Below are 21,311 nucleotides of genomic sequence, written 5' to 3'. Positions count from 1 at the left end.
CCGATGTCAGCCCACCCGGATACGCTGAGCCACGACGTTCCGCGCGCGGAAGATGACCGATCGCGCGCGGAAGCCAGACATGACGGAGGGCCGATGCTGACCCGATTGGAGGTCCACGGGTTCAAGAACCTGCTGGACCTGTCGATCGACTTCGGGCCGTTCACCTGCATCGCAGGAGGGAACGGGACCGGCAAGTCGAACGTGTTCGACGCGATCCAGTTCCTGTCCCTCCTCGCCGACCGATCCATGATGGAGGCCGCGCAGGAGGTCCGGGGGGTGCACGGCGAACGACACGGCGACCCGAGGGACCTCTTCTGGAAGGGGTTCGGAGCGGGGCGGCACCGCATGCGGTTCGCCGCCGAGATGATCGTTCCACCCGTGATCGAGGACGATTTCGGACGGGTGGCCAAACCGACGACCTCCTTCCTGCGCTACGAGCTGGAGATCGGCTATCAGGAGCCCTCCGGACTCGACCGCTTCGGCCGATTGACGCTGCTGCGTGAGAACCTGCAGCACATCACCAAGGGAACCGCCAAGAACCACCTTCGTTTTCCCCACAGCGCAGGTCGCTTCCGCAACGAGGTCATCACCGGGCACCGCAGCGGCGCGCCCTACATCTCGACCGACACCGACGCGTCCTCGGGCGAACCCATCGTCAAGATCCATCAGGACGGCGGCAGCCGGGGCCAGCCCAAACCTGCAGCGGCCTCCCGTGCTCCGGCAACGGTCGTCTCGACCATCACGTCGAGTGACGACCCGACGATCCTCGCCGCCCGGCGGGAGATGGAGTCGTGGCGCAGGCTCGCGCTGGAGCCTTCTGCTCTGCGCAGCGCGGACCGGTACATGGACCCGCAGAGCATGGACGTCGATGGTTCGCACCTGCCCGCCGCCCTGTACCGGGTCGCGCACACCTTGCCCGAAACGGATCCCGACCAGGTGTACGCGCGCGTGGCCGGCCGGCTGTCGGACCTCACGGGTGTTCAGGTCCGCGAACTCCGAGTGGACCAGGACGAGGTGCGACAACTACTGACGGTCCAGGTCCGCGAGACCGACGGGATGCTGTTGCCTGCGCGCAGCCTGTCCGAGGGCACGCTGCGTTTTCTCGCCCTCTGTGTGCTGCTCGAGGATCCGACCGTGCGCGGCATGATCTGCATGGAGGAGCCCGAGAACGGTATCCATCCGGCGAACCTCAACCCCATGGTGGAACTGGTCCAGGAACTCGCGGTCGACCCCAGCGAGAAACCCGGCATGGACAACCCCTTTCGGCAGGTTCTCATCAACACCCACTCGCCCGGTGTCGTTCAGCTCGTCTCCCCCGACGACCTGCTCTTCGCGGACGCGACCATGCAGCGGGCAGAGGACGGCAGTCTGGCCCACGGCCTTCGGCTGCGTCCCCTGGCAGGTACGTGGCGTGTCGCGGACGGGAGGCGCGACTACGTCACCAAGGCGGACATCCTTCCGTACCTGACCACCCCGCCCGGGGCTCAGATCACCCTCGACCTGGGGGCGGCGTGACTCTGCGCATCCTCTTCACCGGCGAGGGAACGAGTGACAACGGGCTGGTGCCTCACATCGAGACGGTGGCGGCCGAGGCCGGCATGCGGGCCGTGGTGACCGCTCCTGACTTCGGCCGTCTCGGGTTGACCGACTGTCATGCCGTGGCGGACAAGCTCCGTGAGGTGCGGAAGCTCGGTGATGCCTACGACCTGGTGATCGTGCACCGGGACGCCGACGGGGCGGGTCCGGAGAAGCGACACCAGGAGGTGGCCGAAGCCGTGGCCTCGGAATGGGCCGGTCGGCCTCACATAGCGGTCGTTCCGGTGCGTGCCCTGGAAGCCTGGCTACTCCTCGACGAAGCGGCCATCCGCCGAGTCGCGGAGAATCCACGGGGACGGATGAAGCTCGACCTTCCCAAGGGAAGCGCTGCCGAGCGGATCCCCGATCCGAAGAAACTCCTGCAGCAGACCCTGGCGGCAGCGAGCGGTGTCTCCGGACGTCGTCTGGCCATGTTCCGCAGCCGGTTTCCCCGGCACCGGCACAAACTCCTGGAAGCCCTGGACCCTCATGGGCCGGTGTCCGAACTTCCCTCCTGGCAAGCCTTCATGACCCATCTCAGAGCAGCGCTCGACCGTGTGTGGCGGCACATTTCGAGGGGCGGCAAGGTGCCGGACAGGACGGGCTCGGCGGCTGCTTCGGAGGCGTGCATCGGGCGGTGCGGGTCCCGGCCGTGCACCTGCCCGTGAGCGGCGTCCCGGTCGCGCGTCAAGCGGTGGGCTGTCCCGAGAGTTCGGATCCGGGTGCGCGGGGCGGTTCCGGGCGGGTGGCGGTGTGGGCCTCAAGGTCCCGGCGCGTGCGTCGCACGATCTGGTCCCGAGTCCCTCGGTGGTCGGCGAGGGCCAGGTCGATGGTGAGCCGTACTCGGCGTGCCTCCGGAATCGGGCAGGCGATGCCTGACGTCTTCGGGCGCTGGCCCTTGATCTTGGACACACGAGACACTGGGTCCTGAGGATCTGAGAACGGACACCTCGTGGTCACGCGCACTGCGATGCGTCCAAGGTGACCGTGGCTTGTACGGTACCCAAGCCGTGACAGGTTGCTGACCCCTGGTGGGGCACGGCACCAGATATGCGCTGTGCCCCACCAGTACCACGTTGTGCACGGAAGGAGAAACCCGGCCATGCCCGACAACCTTGCATGGATCGCCGATGCCTGGCGCAGCCCGCACCTGAACGCCTCCGATCTTTACATCACCTGCGCGCGCGGCCTCAGCCCTCGGCAGCTGGCCGAACGCATGGCCGACCATGAGCCTGTCGAGATCGGGCCGGCCCTCACCATCCAGGAAGCGTCCCGGATGGTCGACCTCACCCAGATCTACTGCGTCGGCCGCATCGGCCGAAGCGGCGACTGGTCGTTCATCGTGGAGTGTGGGGGCAGCGAAGGCTGGTCCCTCGATCCGACCGTGTCCCGCGGTGCCGAGGTGCTGATATTCGACCCACGGCCGGACACTCCGCCCTCCTTCTTCAGGTATCTCGTCGACGGCGAGCTGCAGCTGCACTTCGAGTTGGGCTTCGGCTACGACCCTGCCGGCGCCCAGCCCGACCTCCTGCGGCCTGCACTGGAAGCGGCCGGAGTCATCCCGCCGGAAGACAGCGTCGATGACCTGCTCGGCATGGACGAGGAGCTGTCGCCTGCCGAAGAGAAACGTCGGGTGTTGGACGTCGTCGGTGAGCATTTCGGGCTGTCACTGCCGCAGCAGGTGATCGAGAGCGCGCAGCTTCCTGCCGTGGTCACCCGCACCTCGCCTCCGTCCTCCTGGTGACCACGAGCGCGTCGGCACCATGGCTTGGGACCGGCAGCGTGGCCGGCGCGGGCAGGGGACGGGCAGGCGCCTCCGGGCATGGGCGTCACCGGGCAGCCGCGTCTCGTCCGTGCCACGCGGGCCGGGGCCCGGAATTCGACCAGGTGAGTACCGATGTCCGAGGTGGGCGGTATTTTTGACGCTGATCGTCACGGCGCCTTCGCCGGCTGTCACGGCGTCACGTGCGCGGCGGTCCGGTAACCGTCCTGCCCGAAAGGTCCTCGTGAAGCCCACCCTGGCCGCCGCGCAGCTCCGCGGCAGTCTCACGCAGTACCTCACCACGACGTACGCGCTCGCCGACGAGGACACGCGGCTGGCGCTGGAGCGGTTCCTCGGGGATCCGGAGACGGGGATCTTCCGGGGGCCCTACCTGCGGATCAGGACACCGTTCCACCCGGCCGACGACGGGTGGCGGTCGGCGCTGGAGTGGCAGCCGTCGTTCACGCCGTGGCGGCATCAGGCGAAGGCGTGGGAGCGGCTGAGCACGTACAAGGGAGCGGCCGAGCCGACGCTCGTGACGACCGGTACCGGGTCCGGCAAGACCGAGTCGTTCCTGATCCCCGTGCTCGACCACTGCCGGCGGCAGAAGGCGCTGGGCAGGCACGGGGTGAAGGCCGTACTGCTGTACCCGATGAACGCGCTCGCCACCGACCAGGCCGGCCGCATCGGCGACTACCTGGCGCAGCCGGAGCTGGCCCAGGTGACGGCCGGTCTCTACATCGGCGACAAACCGGACACGGATTTCCGGCGGGTGATGACCCGGCGCGAGGAGATGCGCCAGTCGCCGCCGGACGTGCTGATCACCAACTACAAGATGCTGGACCTGCTGCTGCAGCGGGCCGAGGACCGGCCGTTGTGGGAGGACGCGGACCCGGCCCACGTCGTGCTGGACGAGTTCCACACCTACGACGGCGCGCAGGGCACCGACGTGGCGATGCTGCTGCGGCGGCTGGCGTCCGCCGTGGGCGCCTCGAAGCCGGAACGGCCCCTCGGGGCGATCTGTCCGGTGGCGACCTCGGCGACCCTCGGTGAGGGCGGGGGCGACACCGGCGGCATCCTCACCGTCGCCGAGCAGGTGTTCGGCGTGCCGTTCGGTCCGGACTCAGTGATCGGTGAGGAGCGGCTGAGCGCCGACGACTTCGTCGGCGACATCGACTACGAGCTGCCCGAGCCCCCCGATCCCAAGGAGGTCATCGAGGTCTCGGGCGGGCCCGGTGTGGAGTCCGACCCGGACCGGCTCGACCTGGACGGGCTCGCCGAGCGGCTGCTGGGGCGGCGCGGCCTGGACGTCTTCCAGATCGGACGGCTGTTGAAGAAGCACGACTTCACCCACGGGGTGCTGGCGCTGCTGAACGGCGATCCGCTCGACGAGTGGGGGCTGCGGGACCGCATGGCCCGCTTCGGGTACGCGTGGGCGCGCACCGCACGGGAGAACCCGCGGCTGGCGCTGGAGGCGTTGTCGCGGTTCGTGGCGCTGCTGTCGTCGGCGCGGGACCCGGAGTCCGACCAGCGCAGGCCGCGCCCGCTGGTGCACGTCGAGGCGCACCTGTGGGTGCGGCCGGTGGGGCGGGTGCTGAGCGGGGTGGGCGCCCGGCCGGAGTTCCGCTGGTACGAGGACGAACGGAGCGCCGCGCGGCGCTCGGCCCTCACCGCGGCCTCCGCGTCCGAGGACACCTCCGACGGCGAGGAGTGGCCGGCGGCGGACTCGCGGCGGCCGCAGGCGCTGCCGGGTTCGGACACCGTGCAGCGGCCGGCGCAGGCCCACCTGCCCGCGATCTACTGCCGTGTCTGCGGCCGTTCGGGCTGGGCGGCGCTGTCCCCGGAGGCCGATCCGCAGAAGCTGGAGACCGGCCCGCCCAAGATCTGGCAGGCCGCCGTCGGGCGGGACAAGCGGCGGCTGCGGTACTTCATCTCGGCTACACCGGCCGAGGCTCGGGACGCCCTGGCCGCGCTCACCGGCGCCTCCCCGAAGCAGGCGGGCGGCGTCGACCCGCAGTCCGTGGTGGTGCTGGACGGCGCGCAGGGCACCTATCGCCTGCCCGTCGCCGAGGACGGGGAGGGGCTGCAGGACGCCTGGTTCGCGCGGGCCGTCCTGGACAAGAAGACCGCCGACCAGGCCGCCAAGGACGACACCTGCCCGGCGTGCAACACGGACAACGGCATCAGGTTCCTCGGCACCGCGCTCGCCGCTCTGGCCTCCGCCACGGTCACCCAGCTGTTCACCGGCGGCCAGGAGATCGCACTGGCGCCGGAGGAGCGCAAGACGCTGCTGTTCAACGACTCCACGCAGGACGCGGCACACCGCGCCGGGTACGTCGCCAACGCCTCGTACAAGTTCTCGCTGCGCTCGCTGCTGGCGCACCAGCTGGACGACTCCGGTGCGCCGCTGCCGCTCAACGACCTCATCGGCAACGTCCTGGACACCGTCGACGACCCGCAGGCACTGGCCGCCGTCGTCCCGCCGGACCTGCACGACGAACCGGGCGTGGACCGGCTCCTGTCGGGGCGCGGCACCGGGGACGCGCGGACGTGGAAGCTCATCGGGGAACGGCTGGCGTTCGCGACGGTCATGGAGTTCGGGCTTCGGTCGCGGCTCGGACGCACCCTGGAGCTGACCCGGACCACGGCCGCGGAGGTGGTGATCGCCGACCCCGAGCGGGTCGTCTCGCTCGCCCGCGACCTGCATCTCACGCTGCCGGGACAACTGGGACTGGACGGCGGGCTGCCCACGCCCGACCGCTATCTGGCCTACGTGCGCGGGCTGCTGGAGCGGCTGCGGCTGCGCGGCGGTGTCCGGCATCGGTGGCTGGACACCTGGATCAAGGAAGCGGGCGTCAACCAGTACCTCATCTCCGGGCAGCGGCCGGAGGGAATGCCGGCCTTCCCCGAGGGGTACGTGGCACCGCCGCGGTTCCTGCTGGCGGGCCCCAAGGAGAAGACCAAGTTCGACACGATCGCCGGCCGTGGCAACTGGTACCAGGACTGGACGCGGCGCTGCCTCGGTCTGGACGCGGCACAGGCGACCGAGTACCTGCGCAGGCTGCTGCCGGTCCTCACGGACGAGGGCGTGCTGTCGGCGCGCACGGCCAAGGACCGCACGACCCGTGTGTACGGGCTGCAGCCGGGCCACATCCACGTGCGGCTCCTGGCGGACGAGCTGGTCAACAAGGCGTTCGTGTCCTGCGAGGAGTGCGGCTGGCAGCAGGTGGTGCCGCCCGAGCGGCGTACCCGCTGGTACGGGCACCCCTGTCCGCGCTGGCGCTGCACCGGAGTCCTCGCCCCGCCGCAGCACGGCACGTCCTCGTCCGGGACGACCAGCGGCGGTCTCGGCGGGAAACTGCAACGTGACTACCGGGCCGACTACTACCGCCGCCTGTATCTGACCGGCGGCACCTACCGGGTCGTCACGGCCGAGCACACCGGCATGCTGACGCGGCCCGAACGGGAGCGCGTGGAGCGGACGTTCCGGCAGGGCGCCCACTACACGGACCCCAACGTGCTCTCCTGCACCCCCACCCTGGAACTGGGCATCGACATCGGTGACCTGTCGGCGGTGCTGCTCGGTTCGCTGCCGGGCGGCCCGGCGAACTACGTGCAGCGTGCTGGACGTGCCGGGCGCAGGACCGGCAACGCCCTGGTGGTCGCCTTCGGCGGGCGCCGGGCCCGCGACCGGTACTACCTGGACGACCCGACCGAGATGATCGCCGGTGACATCGTGCCGCCGGGCTGCTACCTGTCGGCCGTCGAGATCCTGCGCCGCCAGTACACGGCGCACCTGCTGGACCGGGCGGCACGCGGCGAGCTGACCACCGGCGACGGGGAGTTGCTCATGCCGGTGCCGCGTCTGTCGTCGGCGTTGTTCGGCACGACCGGCTGGTGCCAGGACCTGTCGGACGCGGCGCTCACCCACGGGGCGCGGCTGGTGGAGGAGTTCCTGGCCCTGTTCCCGCAGGCGTCCGGCTGCCCGGACGACGACCGGGGGGTGTCCGAGCACGCCGCGGACGAGCTGCGCGCCTACGCCATCGGCGGCATCGCCCGCGCCCTGCAGGAGGCCGAGGAGGAGTGGACGGCGCGCCGCGAGGAGCTGCGCCGCCGTATCGCCGCCATCGACACCGCGGTGGACGGACTGCTCACCGACGACCGTGAGCAGGGCGCCGAGCGGCGCGAGCTGCTCGCGGAACGGCGTGCCACGGGCGAGTTGCTGCGCGAGCTGAGCCAGACCAGCGCGCACGGTGCCCTCGTCGAACTGGGGCTGCTGCCCAACTACAGCCTCACCGACACGACCACGTCGCTGGAGGCCACCCTCTACTGGAAGGAGGCCGCCGGGGACGAGGGGGGCACGGAGGCCCCGGAGGGCGACGACGAGCGCCGGGAGTGGGTGTACCGCAGCGAGATGCGCGACTACGAACGCTCCCGCAGACTGGCGCTCACCGAACTCGCGCCCGGCAACAGCTTCTACGTCAACGGCTACCGGCACGTCGTGCGCGCCCTCGACATCGGCAGCCCGGAGCGGCGTGCCTGGGCGGTGTGGCGTCTGTGCCCGGCCTGCGGTTACGCGCGCACGCACGGCGATCCGAAGAACGACACGTCGCCGTGCCCGCGGTGCGGTTCGCGGGAGATGGCGGACGCGGGGTGCGTGCACCACGTGCTGGAGCCGCGGCGCGTGATGGCCCGGGACAAGCGGGACGACGCCCGGGTGCGGGACGACCGTGACGAGCGGGACCGGAAGCGGTACGCGGTCCTCACCACCGTCGACATCGACCCGGCTCATCTGGCGACGGGGTCGTGGCGGCACGACACCGCGGTCTTCGGCGCGGACTTCACGCGCAAGGCCGTCGTCCGCACCCTGAACCTCGGCGTCGACCGGCAGGACGGCAGCAGCACGGTCCCGCTCGCCGGGGACGACGTACGCCTGAATCCGTTCTACGTGTGCACCAGTTGCGGCGGGGCGACGTCCGACGGCCGGCCGGTCGTCGACCAGTCGCAGCACGCGCTCACCGCCTCGCTCGCCCGCTCCACCCGTGCGAGCGCCCACCACCAGCTGTGGTGCCCGCGCCGGCGGCTGCGGGGCAGCGGCGAGGAGCAGGGCGCCGGGCAGGACGTGCCGCTGCTGCTGGCGCACGAGCTGACGACGGAGGCCGTCCGTATCCTGCTGCCGGCGTCCGTGGCGCGGGCCAAGGAACGGCTCGCCTCCTTCACCGCCGCGCTGTTCACGGGCATAGCGGCCCGCTACGGCGGCGACCCCGACCACATCGACATCACCGCCGCGTCCATGCCGGACGGTGAGGACCGCGACTGGCCGCGCCGGTTCCTCGTCGTGTACGACCGGCTGCCCGGCGGCACCGGTTACCTGCATCGTCTGGCGACCTCGGACGGCTTCCGCGAGGTGCTGCTGAAGGCCCGCGAGGTGATCGAGGAGTGCGACTGCCTGAAGAACGGACTCGACGGCTGTCACCGCTGCCTGCTGCGCCGCGTGCCGCCGGCCGACTACGACAAGGTCAGCCGCAACGAGGTCCGGCAGATGCTCGACGAGCTGCTCGGCGCGGACGGTGAACGCTGGCGCACCTCGCCCGTCGCCACCACCCAGCACATCCCGATGCACCGACAGGCCGAGAGCGATCTCGAGGTCCTGTTCATCGACACGCTGCGCGACTGGGCGAAACTGCCGGAGAACCGGGCGAGCGGCGACGCCTACATCACGCCGGCCGGCGCCCACGCGCTGGACCTGCGGCTGACCGCCGCCGACGGCACGACGCTGAGCTGGCGGGTGTCGCAGCAGCGCGTCCTCGACGGCACCCGGCCCGACGTCCTCTTCGAACGGGTCGACGCGCCCGGCCCGCGCGTCGCGGTCTACCTGGACGGCTACGAGTTCCACGCCGGCCGGGAACACAACCGCGCCGGCGACGACGCCGACAAGCGCACGCGGCTGCGCGCGGAAGGACTCAGGGTCTTCCAGCTCACCTACGGCGACGTGAAGGACTGGCAGCGCCGTGTCCGGGACATCGGCCACGCGGGCACGGGACCGGCCGACCCGGTGTGGGAGCCGTACGGTGACCAGGCCCGTGGCAAGGCCCGCGACTACTACGCCAAGGTGTGGAACGCCCTGCCCGGTGAGCTCGCGGAGACGGTGTGGGTCAATCCGGCCATGCAGCTCGTGGAGTATCTGCGCCGGCCGGACGCGGAGCGCTGGCGCTGGCGGGCGGAGGCGGCCCTCGCCGGATTCATGGGAGCCGAGACCCGCCCCGTGGCACTGCAGCCGGCTGTGCTCGGCGAGCAGATCACGGCTGCGCTGCACGGTGGGACGCCCGCAGGACCACGCGGCCCCGTGCAGCTGTTCACGGTGACCGACCGCTCGGGACTGCCGCTGGTCTTCGCCGCGGACGGCCGGACCACGCCCCCCGCGTGGACCGGCATCGTCCTCCTCGACGACGCACCCGGCGTCCACGCCCGGGAGGAGGCGCACAAGCTCCGCTGGCGGGCCTGGCTGTACTGGTCCAACCTGCTGCAGTTCCTGGACACCGGCGGCGGTGACGCCGTCCAGCTCACGACGCGCCGTCTCGACGGGTTCCCGGTCGAGACCCTGGCGGTCACGGGCGGCGGTGGCGTCCTGGAGAGCGTCCGCGCCACGCTCACCCTCCCGGCCGCCGTCGACGGCCCGTCCGAGACAGCCAGGGCCACCACGCCCACTCCGCAAGCCCCCGCACGGGCCAAGGTGCCCCCCGCGAACGTTCCCCTTCCCGTCCGGGACGAGAAGTGGGACCGGGTCATCGAGTACCTCGACCCGGACGAACCCGGCCTGCTCGGGCTCGCCGAGGCTCTCGCGGCGCGCGGCGTCCCGGTCCCCGAGGACGGTTACGAGCTCGACGACAACGGCTGGCTGGCCGAGCTGGCGTGGCCCGGCCGACGCCTCGGTGTCGTCCTGGGCCCGCGCCCGCCGCAGGGCGAGAACGACGATCCGGAGGCGGCCGACCGCGACCGTGCCTTCGCCGCGGCCGGCTGGGAGGTACGGCCCGCCGCCGACTGGTCCGCCGACGCCCTCGCCGACCGCCTGGACGGCGCACCACCGGCCGGCAGCCGGGAGCAACCTGACCAGCCTGACGGCACCACCACGGAAAACGGGGGGAACACACAGCCGTGACCGGCAAGAACGTGACACTGCGCCTGCTCGACAAGGCGGACCGGGAGATCCTCAAGCTCCCCCGCCCCGTCAAGGGCGCGATCTACGACTTCCAGCACAAGTTCAAGACCAATCCCGACTCCGCGGGGCTGCGGCTCAAACAGCTGCAGGGGCACGACAAGCTGTACTCGGCGCGCGTCAACGACGACTACCGCGCACTGCTGCTGCGCCTGGCGGACGACGACTGGCTGATCGTCTCGGTCAAGCACCGCAAAGACGTGTACGCGCACCTGGACCGGCTGACGTACTCGGTCAACCGCGTCACCGGCGGTATCGAGTACGTGGACCTGCAGGTCGTGCAGGAGGAGGTGCTCACCGCCCGGGCGCCGCTGGCCGCCGCGCCCGCGGAGCCCGCTCAGCCCGCTGAGCCGGCTCTTCCCGCCGAGCCGGCCGGCCCCGGGCCGCTGTTCGCGAAGTGGTCGGAACAGGAGCTCACCGACCTGGGTGTGGCACCGTCCCTGATCCCGGTCGTCGCCGCGCTGACCACCGAGGACCAGCTGCTCGGTCTCGTCGAGTACGCGCCGCAGCTCACCGGCGAGGTACTGCTGGCGCTGTACGACGGCACGGCGTACGACGACGTCCTGGAACAGGTCACCGCGCCCGTCGCGACGCCGGAGCCGGTGGATCCCGAGGACTTCCGTGCCGCCGCCGAGCGTCCCGCGACCATCGTCACCACCACGGACGACGCGCTGCGCGAGGCCCTGGAGGGCGAGGACTTCGGCCGTTGGAAGGTGTTCCTGCACCCCACACAGGCCAAGCTGGTCGGCCGGGACTACAGCGGTCCGGCACGCGTGGGCGGTGGACCCGGCACCGGCAAGACGATCGTGGCGCTGCACCGGGTCAAGCACCTGGTCGAGCAACTCCCGCCCGGCCGGAACAAGCCGGTCCTGCTGACCACGTACAACAAGAACCTCGCGGCGGACCTTCGTTCACGGCTGCTCGCCCTGGGCGGTGAGACGCTGCTGTCACGCGTCGAGATCAGTCACGTCGACCAGCTCGCGCTGCGCACCGTCCGCGAGGCCGAACCGGGCAACCGCAAGCGCATCGTCGACGAGGCGCAGGCGGTCCGGGAATGGCGCTCGCTGCTCGACGAGCTCGGCGAGGACGGCTGGGACGCGGAGTTCCTGCACGACGAGTGGACCCAGGTGGTCCTCGGCCAGGCCGTCACCTCGCGCACGGACTACTTCCGGGCGCGCCGCGCCGGACGCGGCGGCACGGTCACGCGTGCCGAGCGCGCCGAGATCTGGCAGCTCGTCGAGCGGTTCACCCAGCGTCTGGACCGGCTCGGAGTCCAGACCTGGGACCAGATCGCCGAGCGGGCCGCGCAGTTGGAGGCGGGACGCGCCCAGCGCATCCAGGCCATCGAACGCCGGCGCGAAGAAGCGGGCGGCCTGGACAACGTGCACGTGGCCGACGGTTCGGGAGGCTGGCTGCGCTACCGGTACCGGCACATCGTGGTGGACGAGGCCCAGGACCTGCGCCCCGCCCACTGGAAGATGCTGCGCGCGATGACCGCCCCGGACCGCAACGATCTCTTCCTGGCCGGTGACACCCACCAGCGCATCTACAAGAACCAGGTGACGCTCGGCAGCCTCGGCATCAACATCCGCGGCCGGTCGTCGAAGCTGTCGTTGAGCTACCGCACCACCCGGCAGATCCTGCGTTCCGCGCTGAACGTCCTGGGTGACGAGACGTACGACGACCTCGACGGCGGCGGTGAGACGCTGGCCGGGTACCGGTCCGTGCTCAGTGGCGCGGTCCCGGATCTGCACGGCCTGAAGGACTGGCAGGAGGAGCGCGACGCGATCGCCGCGCTGATCGAGTCCTGGGGGGAGGTGCCGCACGAGCAGATCGCGATCGCCGTCCCCACCAACCGCATGGTGACCGAAGTCGCGTACACGCTGAGCCGGCAGGGCATCCGGGCACTGGAGATCGGCCCGGACGGGCCCCGGGACGACAGCGGCGTCCACATCGGCACGATGTTCCGGTTCAAGGGGCTCGAGTACCAGCGCATGATCATCGCAGGGGTGGCCGACGGGCTGGTGCCCCGGGCGGACGTCCAGCAGCGGCGGACCACGAACCCGGCCCGTCACCGGACGGAGATGCAGCGCGCGCGGTCCCTGCTCTTCGTGGCCGCCACGCGGGCACGGGACAGCCTGGACGTCTTCTGGCACGGGGAGCCGAGCCCGTTCCTCGAAGAACTGATCAGGGTCAGGCCTCCGGTCGCGGCATGACCCGCCCCGCCGATCGTGCTGCGGCGGCTTCGGCTACCACGGCGTGATCGGCCTCTGGGGTACGACCGGTCCCTGGGGCACGAGGAAGGGCCGGCGGGGGTCCTCCGGCGGCATCCTTCGGACCGCGAGTGCCGGATCGGGCGCCGGCAGATAAGGGGCGAGGGCCGCGTACACGTCCGCCGCATCCGCGGGGCGGTCCTCCGGACGTTTGGCGAGCAGCGCGTACACCAGATCCTGGAGAGCCGCCGGCACCTCGACGCCGCGCCCGGCCAGCTGCGGCGGGGACGCCGTGAGGTGCTGGGTGACCAGCTCGGCGGGACGCTCGCTGCGGAAGGGCGGGTGACCGGTGAGCATGTGGTGCAGCAGGCATCCCACGGCGTACAGGTCGCTGCGTCCGTCCAACGGCTTCTCGCCGGCGAGGAGTTCGGGCGAGGCGTAGGCGACGTTGCCGAGCGTCTCGCCCGTCATGGTGAGCTGAGGGTCGGTGTCCGAAAGGACCTTCACCAGACCGAAGTCGAGGATCTTCACCAGACCGCTGGAGCCGACCATCGCGTTCTGCGGTTTGAGGTCGCGGTGGACCAGACCGGCCGCGTGCGCCGCCGACAGCCCCGAACACAGCTGCGCGGCCACGGAGACCGCTGCCGGCACGGGCAGGCGTCCGTGATCGGCGCCGTCGATCACGTTGTCGAGCGTCGTCCCGTCGACGAGCTGCATCACCAGGCAGCAGACGTCCTCGGTGACGGCCGCGTCGTACACGGTGGTGATGTTGGCGTGGTCGAGACGAGCCGCGGCCTTGGCCTCCCTCTCGAAGCGTGCCAGGGCGGTGGAACGCCAGTCCTGCAGGGCCAGAAGGTCGGCAGCGACTGTCTTGACGGCGACAGGGCGCTCCAGATACACGTCCGTCCCCTGCCAGACATGCCCCATCGACCCCCTGCCCAGGATCCGGTCCAGCCGGTACCTGCTGCGCAGCACCTTGCCCGCGGCGAACTGCTCCACGTTCACTTCCCTCGATGAACCCACGTGGCATGTCGGCGCGCGCACCCCCGGGTGGGTCCGCCGCCGACTTCCCGAACGGGAGCAGTCAACCAGCCTCGTGGGCTTCCGGGAGAATCCCGACATCGACGAGCCGGCCGTCGGCCCTGGACTCCGGCCGGTGCACCCAGGCGAGGGAGGTCAATCGCTGCTGCCCGTCCAGCAGGTAGAGGGGCTGGTGCGCCGACTTGTCGGCCTGGACGACGGCAGCCGTCTTGAAGGGGACGGCCACCCGCGGTGAGACAGTCCCACGGTGCCCGGGTGTGCTAGGCATGTCTCCATGTCCCTCGTCACGGGCCCGGGGGCGCGGAGCTCGGCTGCGGCTTGTTCAGGATGCCCGCCGTACGCGTGCACCTCGGCCCGCTCGAGGGATGCAGGTCGGACGTAGCGCCGTAGCGAGCGTAGAAATCGTCGATGCAGGCGAGGGCTTCCTCCGGCCGGCCATGGTCGACAAGAAAGCGGCGCCAGGAGCGGACGAGCCGTTCCCCTCCCGGCCCAAGGCATGAGGAAGCGGGCGAAGGACCTCGATCGCCTCGTCGATGCGGCCATGGCGGGCCACGAGCTCAGCGAGGGGAAGGATCACATGGGGATCACCCTCCGCGGCGGCCGCGCGCAGGAGGCCGGCAGCCTCGTCGACGCGTCTCTGCTGCTCCAGATGGCCGGCCACCTACTCCTCGCCCCCGTCGGCGGCGAACGCCCGCGGTTCGGCTTCACGGCCGTGGCGGGAGAGCAGGCCGGCGTACATCACGCCGGAGACGTTGACGGGGACCGCCGGCGCCGCGTCAGAAGGCAGGTTCGCACGGACACGAGTACGCCGTCGACGCGGCCCTCGCCGTCATCGCGCCGCGGCAGTCGGGGCCGGTCATTGTCTTCACCTCCGACGAGGACGACGTGCGCGGACTCTGCGGCGACCGCGGGGTAGTCATGGACCTGTAGGGCAACCCGCCGCCAAGCACTTGACACTCGGTTCTCCGGATCGGCCGGCCTGACGATGGATTGTGTTCTCCCCCTGCCTCATACATGTTCGGTGCCCATACCCCCTCCCCCGCGGGTCCCGGCGCCGTTCCCCGGCGGGGCCGGTGGGTCTCACCTCACCTCCGGGGGTGGTGTTGGGTGCACCCGTGATCCGGTGTCCAGCACCAGTGACCTTCGTGCCGGGTCCGGACAGCATGGCTGGTGCCGATCCGGGCGAAGAGCCGAGAAGGAGCACGCGATGCGAGCGAAGACCACCTCGAAGGTGCGCAGGGGACTGCTGGTCGCGGCGGTGGTGGGGCTGATGAGCACCACCACCGCCGTGGCCGGCACCAGCGCGTCGGTGACCCACCCCCCGAAGGACAGGGCGCTGCGCGAGAGCCTCGATGCGCTGGTGCACCAGGAGAAGTTCCCGGCCGCGCTGGCCTGGGTGAGCAAGGACGGACGCGAGAGGTCCCTGGTGGCCGGTTCCTCCCGGCTGGGCCGACAGGTCCCCGTTCCCCACGACGGCCAGGTCCGTGCGGCGAGCAACACGAAGACCTTCACCGCGGTGGTCGTCCTGCAGCTGGTGGCCGAGGGCAAGGTGGAGCTGGACGCGCCGGTCGAGACGTACCTGCCCGGCCTCGTGCGGGGCGAGGGCATCGACGGCAGGAAGATCACCGTCCGGCAGTTGCTGCAGCACACCAGCGGGCTCCCCAACTACACCGAGTACATCGGCGTGGAGAGCTTCCAGAAGATGCAGCACAGGTTCTTCCATCCGCACGACCTGCTCGCCGCCGCGCTGGCGCATCCGGCGAAGTTCGCGCCGGGCGCCAAGTGGGAGTACAGCAACACCAATTACCTGCTGGCGGGCCTGCTGATCGAGCGGGTGACGGAGCGCCCCGTGCAGGAGGAGATCACCCGACGCGTGATCAGGAGGGCGGGACTGCGCCACACCTACTGGCCGCAGCCGGGCGACCAGTCCATCAAGGGCCCCCACCCCCACGGATACGCGATCGGCGACACCGAGAAGGGGAACGTCGTCGACGCGACCGAGATGGACCCCTCCTGGGGCGGCGCCGCGGGTCAGATGATCTCGACCCCGAGCGATCTGGCGAAGTTCGCCCGGGCGCTCGTCGACGGCAGGCTGCTCCCCCGCGAACAGCTCGCCGAGATGCGCAGGACCGTCGAAGCCCCGGTGTTCCCGGGGTGGCGGTACGGGCTCGGCGTCATCAGTGTCCCGCTGAGCTGCGGTGGCGTGTACTGGGGACACGGCGGTGACATCGAAGGATACGAGACCCGCGGGGGCGCCACGGACGACGGGCGTGCCGTCGGACTCGCCGTGACGGCGCTGCCGGGCACCTTCGGCGACGCCGAGAAGGGCGCCAAGGCGGTCGTGTCGGCCGTGGACACCGCGTTCTGCACGTGACGTGAGAGCCCTCGGCCGGCGCCCCGCACCCGACCGTTCTCGTACGTTCCCGTGCGACGCGCCGGCGCGGGCCCACGGCCACGTCGGTCAGACCCGCTCCAGCGGCTGGTGCGGCCCGCTGGGAAGCTCCACTGTGATCGTGTCGCCCGGACGCACCGTTCCACCCTCCTTCACGATGCTCACGATTCCGGCCTCGCGTACGATGTTCCCGGCCTCGTCGCGGCCGACGACCTGCTTCAGCAACCCGTTCTGGAAGGTGTCGATCTGCAGGCAGGGATTGCGCAGGCCGGTCACCTCCAGCACCGCCTCGTCGCCGATGCGCAGCAGCGTGCCGGCTGGCCGGCCGGCCGAGCAGCTCGATGCCCCGGGTGGTGATGTTCTCGCCGAGGTCACCGGGCGCCACCTTGAATCCCTCCGCACCGACCTCGGCGAAGAGCTCTTCGTGGATGAGCTGGACCTGGCGCAGGTTCGGCTGGGTGGGGTCCTGGGCGACGCGTGAACGGTGCTTGACCGTCACGCCGGCATGGACGTCGCCCTCCACGCCGAGCCCGGCGAGCAGCGTGATGCTGTCCCGGGTCGGCTTGGTGAACGAGTACTCGCCGTTGCTGCTGACTGCCGTCACTGTCCCGCTCATCCTCGGAGTCCTCCCCTCGGTGACAATGAACCAGCCACGACCCCGACTCTCGAGCCTCAGCGCGCAGCAGCCCCGGTCGATCGCGGGTGAGGCCGCTACCACATCAATGCCGGGTGCGGTGGCGGTGGAGGTCCACAGCCGCGTCGAGGATGCGGTCGATGTCTGCGGCGATGCCGACATCCGTGTTGCTGAGGTACCGCACGATCGCCGCGCCCGCCCATGACACGGCTGGCGGAGGTACGGGGATCGTCTGGAAGAGCGGCGGCACTCCGTCCGCGAGGCCGCGGCGAAGGCGCCGCTCGGCAACCCGCTCACCGCGCTGCCGCTGATCGCGTGGTACAAGCACCACGACGACGACGCAGGGGCGGCCGGCTTCCGAGCGGCACACCTGGTCGCCCTGGTGTCAGAGACCCGCCCGCGCCAGCAACACCGGCAGGGCTTCCGGCTTGACCTTCTGCACCGACCGCACTTGCCCCAGCGCCAGTTCGTCACGGCCCACCGGGTCGCGGTACAGCGCCTTCGTCGCCTCGGGCAGCAAGGACACCGCGACCAGGTAGGAGTTGGCGGGGTCGTCGGGGTCCTCGCAGGGCTCCTCGTCGACCTCGGCCACCGCCGCGACGGCCGACTCCGGGTGGGTGAAGTAGAACCAGAGGCGGTCACCCGGCCGCATGCGATTGCGGCGGCTGAGCCAGAACTCCAGCTCCGGCTCCTCCTCGGCGAGTTGGCGCATCGTCTCCTTGTCGGACGGCTCCCCGTCCAGCGTGTCCTTGAGCGGATTGAGGATGTAGATCCAGTCCGCCATGAAATCCCTCTCGGTCAGGACCACTCGGCCCGCAAAAAGACACGTCGGTGCAGCCCCTCATGGTGCCAGGCCGCGGGGAAGAGGGGTACGTATTTTCGAGAACCACACCGCGAGACCGTCAGCCGTCGACCCCCAACGCCCCCAGCAACATCGGCAGCGAGGCGTGCAACTCCCGTTCCCAGTACGCCCACCCGTGCGTCCCCGGACCGTAGAAGTTGGTGGTCAGGTGCCTGGCCCCCACCCGGCGCAGCTCCTCCGCCAGTGCGTGGTTCTGGCGGTTGAAGTCGGCCTCCAGGGCGTCCGTGCGGCCCGGTGGGTCCAGGGGGCCCGCGGTGCCGTCGCCGCAGGACAGGTACACCGGGATGGAGCGGAGGCGCTTCGCGAGGTGGAAGGGGTCGTGGGACTGCCATATGCGGCGTTGGGCGACCGGGTCTCCCCAGACGCGCAGCGGATCGTTGCCCTGGCCGGCGAAGAAGCCCAGGATGCGGTCGACGGACTCGTCGTTCAGGAGGGGGTGCGCGGAGCCGGAGTAGGCCGCTGCCGCCTTGAACATGCCGGGGTGTCGGGCGGCGTAGAGGAGGGCGCCCTGGCCGCCCATCGACAGGCCGGCCACGACACGGTTGCTGCCGGCGCCCCAGTCACGTTCCAGGAGGCGGCGCAGCTCCACCGTGTGGAAGGTCTCCCAAGCGGGGTCGCCGCCCCGGCCGTGGTTCCACCAGTCGCTGTACCAGCCGTTCCAGCCGGCCTCGGGCATGACGACGAGGACGTCGCGCAGGCTCTCGGTCCGCGCGACGTCGGTCATCGCGGTCCACGAGGTGTAGTCGCCGCAGCAGCCGTGGAGCAGCCAGAGGGTCGGCCAGTGCTGTCGGCGTCGGTCGTCCGGGTTCCAGCCGTCCGGGGTGAGCAGGCGGACGTTGACCGTGCGGCCTCCCAGGGCCGTCGACCGTACCGACAGGTCGACCTGCCGGTCCGCGACCTGGGTGACGGCGACGACTTCGGCGCCGGGACGGGGGGTGCCCGTCTTCCCCGTGGCCAGGGCCGGGGCGGTCGGAGTGAGGGTGGCGAGCAGTACGGACAGGACGAGCAGGACTCGGGCTCGTAGGGTCAGAGCGGTGGGCACGTTCGCGAACACGGCGGCTCCCTGGGGTGGGTTGCTGTTCGTCGCGCGGTGGTGCGGGTCGTCGTACGTCAGTGGGTGGCAGGCGCGGGTGGTCGGTGATCGTGCCTGCGGCCGTCGTCCCGTCGAGTGCCGGGGCATCGGTGCGTCCTCGGCCGACTTCGAGGGGGCGGGGGCGGCTGTGAGGAGGTCTGGGCGGGCGGGGCGCCCCCGGTGGTGAGGACGCCGAGTACGGCACTCGCGGCACACCGTCTCTTCTTCATCCGCCCCGCCCCGTGCCGACCATGGACAACCGTCAACCCACGCTGCGCACCAGTATCGGCCGGTTCTCGCACACGTCAACAACTCCCCGTGGAGTGGGGCCGGTTCGGCTCAGGGGACCCGGGCCACGCCGACGTAGAAGCCGCTGCGTTCCCGCACCGGTGCCGGATCCTCCTGGTACCACTCGGTGGCGAACACCAGGCCGGGTGCGACGAGTTCCAGTCCTTCGAAGAAGGGCTCGACCTCGCTCCGGGTACGCATCCTCAGCGGAATCGCACCCTTCTTGTACGCGGCCTCGGTCTCCTGCTTCAGCTCCGGGTGCTGATCGGCCGTCCCGTGCGACAGCAGCAGGAAGCTGCCGGAAGGGAGCGCTCCGACCAGGGTGCGGACGACACCGTACGGGTCCTCGTCGTCGGGCAGGAAGTGCAGGAGTGCGATCAGCGACAGCGCCACGGGCCGGTCCAGGTCCAGCAGTTCACGGGCCCGCTCGAGGATGATGGCGGGCTGCCGCACGTCCGCGTGGAGGAAGTCGGTGGCGCCCTCCGGGGTGCTGGTCAGCAGCGCTTCCGCGTGCCGCAGGACGATCGGGTCGTTGTCCACGTAGACGATGCGGGCGCTCGGCGTGATCGCCTGCACGATCTGGTGCAGGTTGGGTTCGGTGGGAATGCCGGTGCCGATGTCGAGGTACTGGTCGACACCGCTCTTCGCCAGCCAGGCGGCGGCGCGATGCATGAACGCCCGGTTCCGCGCCGCGTTGCCCCGCGCCTCTTCGGGCAGCGTCTCCCCGACCTGCTGGTCGACGGGATAGTTGTCCTTTCCGCCGAGGAGCCAGTCGTAGACGCGCGCGGGGTGGGGTTTGCTGGTGTCGATGCGGGGTCTGGGCATACCGGCAGTCACAGGACGTTCCTCCGTAAACGGGACCACGGGCAACTGAGTTCGCGGCCGGGCGTGGGCACGGCGCGTCGCCTGCCGGCGGAACCCGCACCACGGGCCGGTGCCGCGAGCCTATCCGGCCCGGTCGCGGGCCGGACCGGCGAGGCCGCCCGGCGAGCGGCACACGGGCGGGCGGAGGCAGGAGGGCAGCGGCGTTGTCGGTGGTCGGCCCGACCGGACGTCCGCCGTCGTGCCAAGATGATGTCCCGACAGTCACTCGCCACGCTTTTTCCGTGGGTGGCCCGCGAGTTGAGGACGGAGTCAGGCAGCATGACCTCCCTGAGCGGCGGCGAGAGCACCGCCCACCCCTACCGGATCGACACGAGCAAGCCCCACCCGGCCCGCATGTACGACTACTTCCTGGGCGGGAAGGACAACTACGAGGTCGATCAGAAGGCCGCCGAGCAGTTCATGAAGGCGGCCCCCGAGGTACGGGCGGGCGTCCTCGCCAACCGGCACTTCATGCACCGCGCGGTCCGGCACGTGGTCGCCGAGGGCGGCGTCCGCCAGATCCTCGACGTGGGCACGGGCCTGCCCACGGAACCCAACGTGCACCAGGTCGCGCGGGCACTCGCACCGGAGACACGGGTCGCCTACGTCGACAACGATCCCATCGTCAGCACCCACTCCATGGCCCTGTCGGACGACCCCGGCACCTCGGTCGTCCTGGCTGACCTTCGCGACCCCCGCGCGATCCTCGACCACCCGGAGGTGCGCGCGGTCATCGACTTCGACCGGCCGGTGGCGCTTCTGCTGGTGGCCGTCGTGCACTTCGTCTCCGACGCGGAGGACCCGTACGGCATCGTCACCACCCTGCGCGACGCGCTGCCCGTCGGCTCCTACCTGGTGCTGTCGCACGCCACGGGTGACGTCCACGAGGACCGGCGCGAGGGCGCGGCGGCCGTCTACGACAACGCCACCGCGTCCCTGCATCTGCGCCCGCACGCCAGGGTCCTCGACCTCTTCGGCGACTTCGCGCTGGTCGAGCCCGGCCTGGTCCGGGTCACCGACTGGCGCCCCGACGAGACGCCGCGGCCCGACGCCCCGCCGATCGGCATCTACGGCGGAGTGGCCAGGAAGAACGCCTGACCGGCCCCGGCCCGCCCCGGTCGGGCCCGCGCGGGTCCGTCGGCGTCGCGGTCCTGTCCCTCGCCGCGTTTCCTCGCCCGCGGTGGCCACCGCGCGCCGGTCGGATCCCCCGCGCCGGTGCCGGCGTGGCGGACGGCGCTGGGTGGCAGGGCGGCGGGTCGGGCGGGGCAGTGGGTAGGCGGGGCGGCGGGTCGGGGCAGTGGGTAGGCGGGGTAGGGCGGGGGCGCGTGATCGCCGGGGCGGCACGGGGGCGCTCGCGCGCCGGGAGCCTCGGCCGTGCCGTCGACATGGAGT

14 protein-coding genes and 1 pseudogene are annotated in these 21,311 nt (G+C 71.1%); 7 read left to right on the top strand and 8 right to left on the bottom strand.

The features are described 5' to 3' along the window. Window positions 1-3: 3 nt before the first annotated feature. The 5 genes from KUM32_RS15260 to KUM32_RS15240 all read left to right on the top strand — a co-directional run bounded on the left by KUM32_RS15260 (window position 4) and on the right by KUM32_RS15240 (window position 12,769). Window positions 4-1,515 (top strand): AAA family ATPase, encoded by a 1,512-nt coding sequence (locus tag KUM32_RS15260; protein WP_254405598.1) that lies wholly within the window; start codon window positions 4-6, stop codon window positions 1,513-1,515. Next, window positions 1,512-2,243: a DUF4276 family protein gene (locus tag KUM32_RS15255; protein WP_217142420.1), complete on the top strand. Its 732-nt coding sequence runs from the start codon at window positions 1,512-1,514 to the stop codon at window positions 2,241-2,243. Before KUM32_RS15260 ends, KUM32_RS15255 begins: the two co-directional genes overlap by 4 nt. A gap of 434 nt (window positions 2,244-2,677) precedes the next feature. Beyond that, the gene (locus KUM32_RS15250; RefSeq protein WP_217142419.1) at window positions 2,678-3,319 is read left to right on the top strand and encodes a DUF6461 domain-containing protein; all 642 of its coding nucleotides are present in this window, start codon (window positions 2,678-2,680) and stop codon (window positions 3,317-3,319) included. Window positions 3,320-3,581: 262 nt separating this feature from the next. Next, a complete protein-coding gene (locus tag KUM32_RS15245) occupies window positions 3,582-10,496 on the top strand; it encodes a DEAD/DEAH box helicase (protein WP_217142418.1) in 6,915 nt (2,304 codons plus the stop codon). Then, complete coding sequence (locus tag KUM32_RS15240; RefSeq protein ID WP_217142417.1) at window positions 10,493-12,769, top strand: UvrD-helicase domain-containing protein; 2,277 nt, start codon at window positions 10,493-10,495, stop codon at window positions 12,767-12,769. Before KUM32_RS15245 ends, KUM32_RS15240 begins: the two co-directional genes overlap by 4 nt. A gap of 33 nt (window positions 12,770-12,802) precedes the next feature. On the opposite strand, the gene KUM32_RS15235 is transcribed toward KUM32_RS15240, so the two are convergent. From KUM32_RS15235 to KUM32_RS45285, 3 genes are all read right to left on the bottom strand, one after another. Then, window positions 12,803-13,765 (bottom strand): serine/threonine-protein kinase, encoded by a 963-nt coding sequence (locus tag KUM32_RS15235; protein ID WP_217142416.1) that lies wholly within the window; start codon window positions 13,763-13,765, stop codon window positions 12,803-12,805. An 85-nt stretch (window positions 13,766-13,850) separates the two neighbouring features. Beyond that, the gene (locus KUM32_RS15230; RefSeq protein ID WP_254405597.1) at window positions 13,851-14,075 is read right to left on the bottom strand and encodes a DUF262 domain-containing protein; all 225 of its coding nucleotides are present in this window, start codon (window positions 14,073-14,075) and stop codon (window positions 13,851-13,853) included. A gap of 54 nt (window positions 14,076-14,129) precedes the next feature. Beyond that, window positions 14,130-14,468, bottom strand: a complete 339-nt coding sequence (locus KUM32_RS45285; RefSeq protein WP_217142415.1) for a tetratricopeptide repeat protein — start codon at window positions 14,466-14,468, stop codon at window positions 14,130-14,132. A 546-nt stretch (window positions 14,469-15,014) separates the two neighbouring features. On the opposite strand from KUM32_RS45285, the gene KUM32_RS15220 reads away from it, so the two are divergent. After that, entirely contained in the window at window positions 15,015-16,181 is a 1,167-nt protein-coding gene (locus KUM32_RS15220) for a serine hydrolase (protein WP_217142414.1), read from the top strand. Window positions 16,182-16,268: 87 nt separating this feature from the next. Here KUM32_RS15220 and KUM32_RS15215 read toward each other — a convergent pair. The 5 genes and pseudogenes from KUM32_RS15215 to KUM32_RS15200 form a co-directional block, all read right to left on the bottom strand. Then, window positions 16,269-16,815 (bottom strand): annotated as a pseudogene (locus KUM32_RS15215) (MOSC domain-containing protein). A 103-nt stretch (window positions 16,816-16,918) separates the two neighbouring features. Next, complete coding sequence (locus tag KUM32_RS44720; protein WP_302185149.1) at window positions 16,919-17,041, bottom strand: hypothetical protein; 123 nt, start codon at window positions 17,039-17,041, stop codon at window positions 16,919-16,921. Window positions 17,042-17,218: 177 nt separating this feature from the next. Continuing rightward, the gene (locus KUM32_RS15210; protein WP_217142413.1) at window positions 17,219-17,617 is read right to left on the bottom strand and encodes an EVE domain-containing protein; all 399 of its coding nucleotides are present in this window, start codon (window positions 17,615-17,617) and stop codon (window positions 17,219-17,221) included. Between the two features lie 118 nt (window positions 17,618-17,735). Further along, window positions 17,736-18,749, bottom strand: a complete 1,014-nt coding sequence (locus KUM32_RS15205) for an alpha/beta hydrolase family protein (protein ID WP_217142412.1) — start codon at window positions 18,747-18,749, stop codon at window positions 17,736-17,738. A gap of 357 nt (window positions 18,750-19,106) precedes the next feature. Next, the gene (locus KUM32_RS15200) at window positions 19,107-19,892 is read right to left on the bottom strand and encodes an SAM-dependent methyltransferase (RefSeq protein WP_217142411.1); all 786 of its coding nucleotides are present in this window, start codon (window positions 19,890-19,892) and stop codon (window positions 19,107-19,109) included. Window positions 19,893-20,198: 306 nt separating this feature from the next. Between KUM32_RS15200 and KUM32_RS15195 the strand changes: the two genes are divergently transcribed. Beyond that, window positions 20,199-21,017, top strand: a complete 819-nt coding sequence (locus KUM32_RS15195) for an SAM-dependent methyltransferase (protein ID WP_217142410.1) — start codon at window positions 20,199-20,201, stop codon at window positions 21,015-21,017. Window positions 21,018-21,311 lie beyond the last annotated feature (294 nt).

This window comes from Streptomyces sp. AC627_RSS907 (assembly GCF_019049165.1).
The sequence above is the reverse complement of the archived record's forward strand: the minus strand, read 5'-3'. Positions and strand labels throughout refer to the sequence as shown.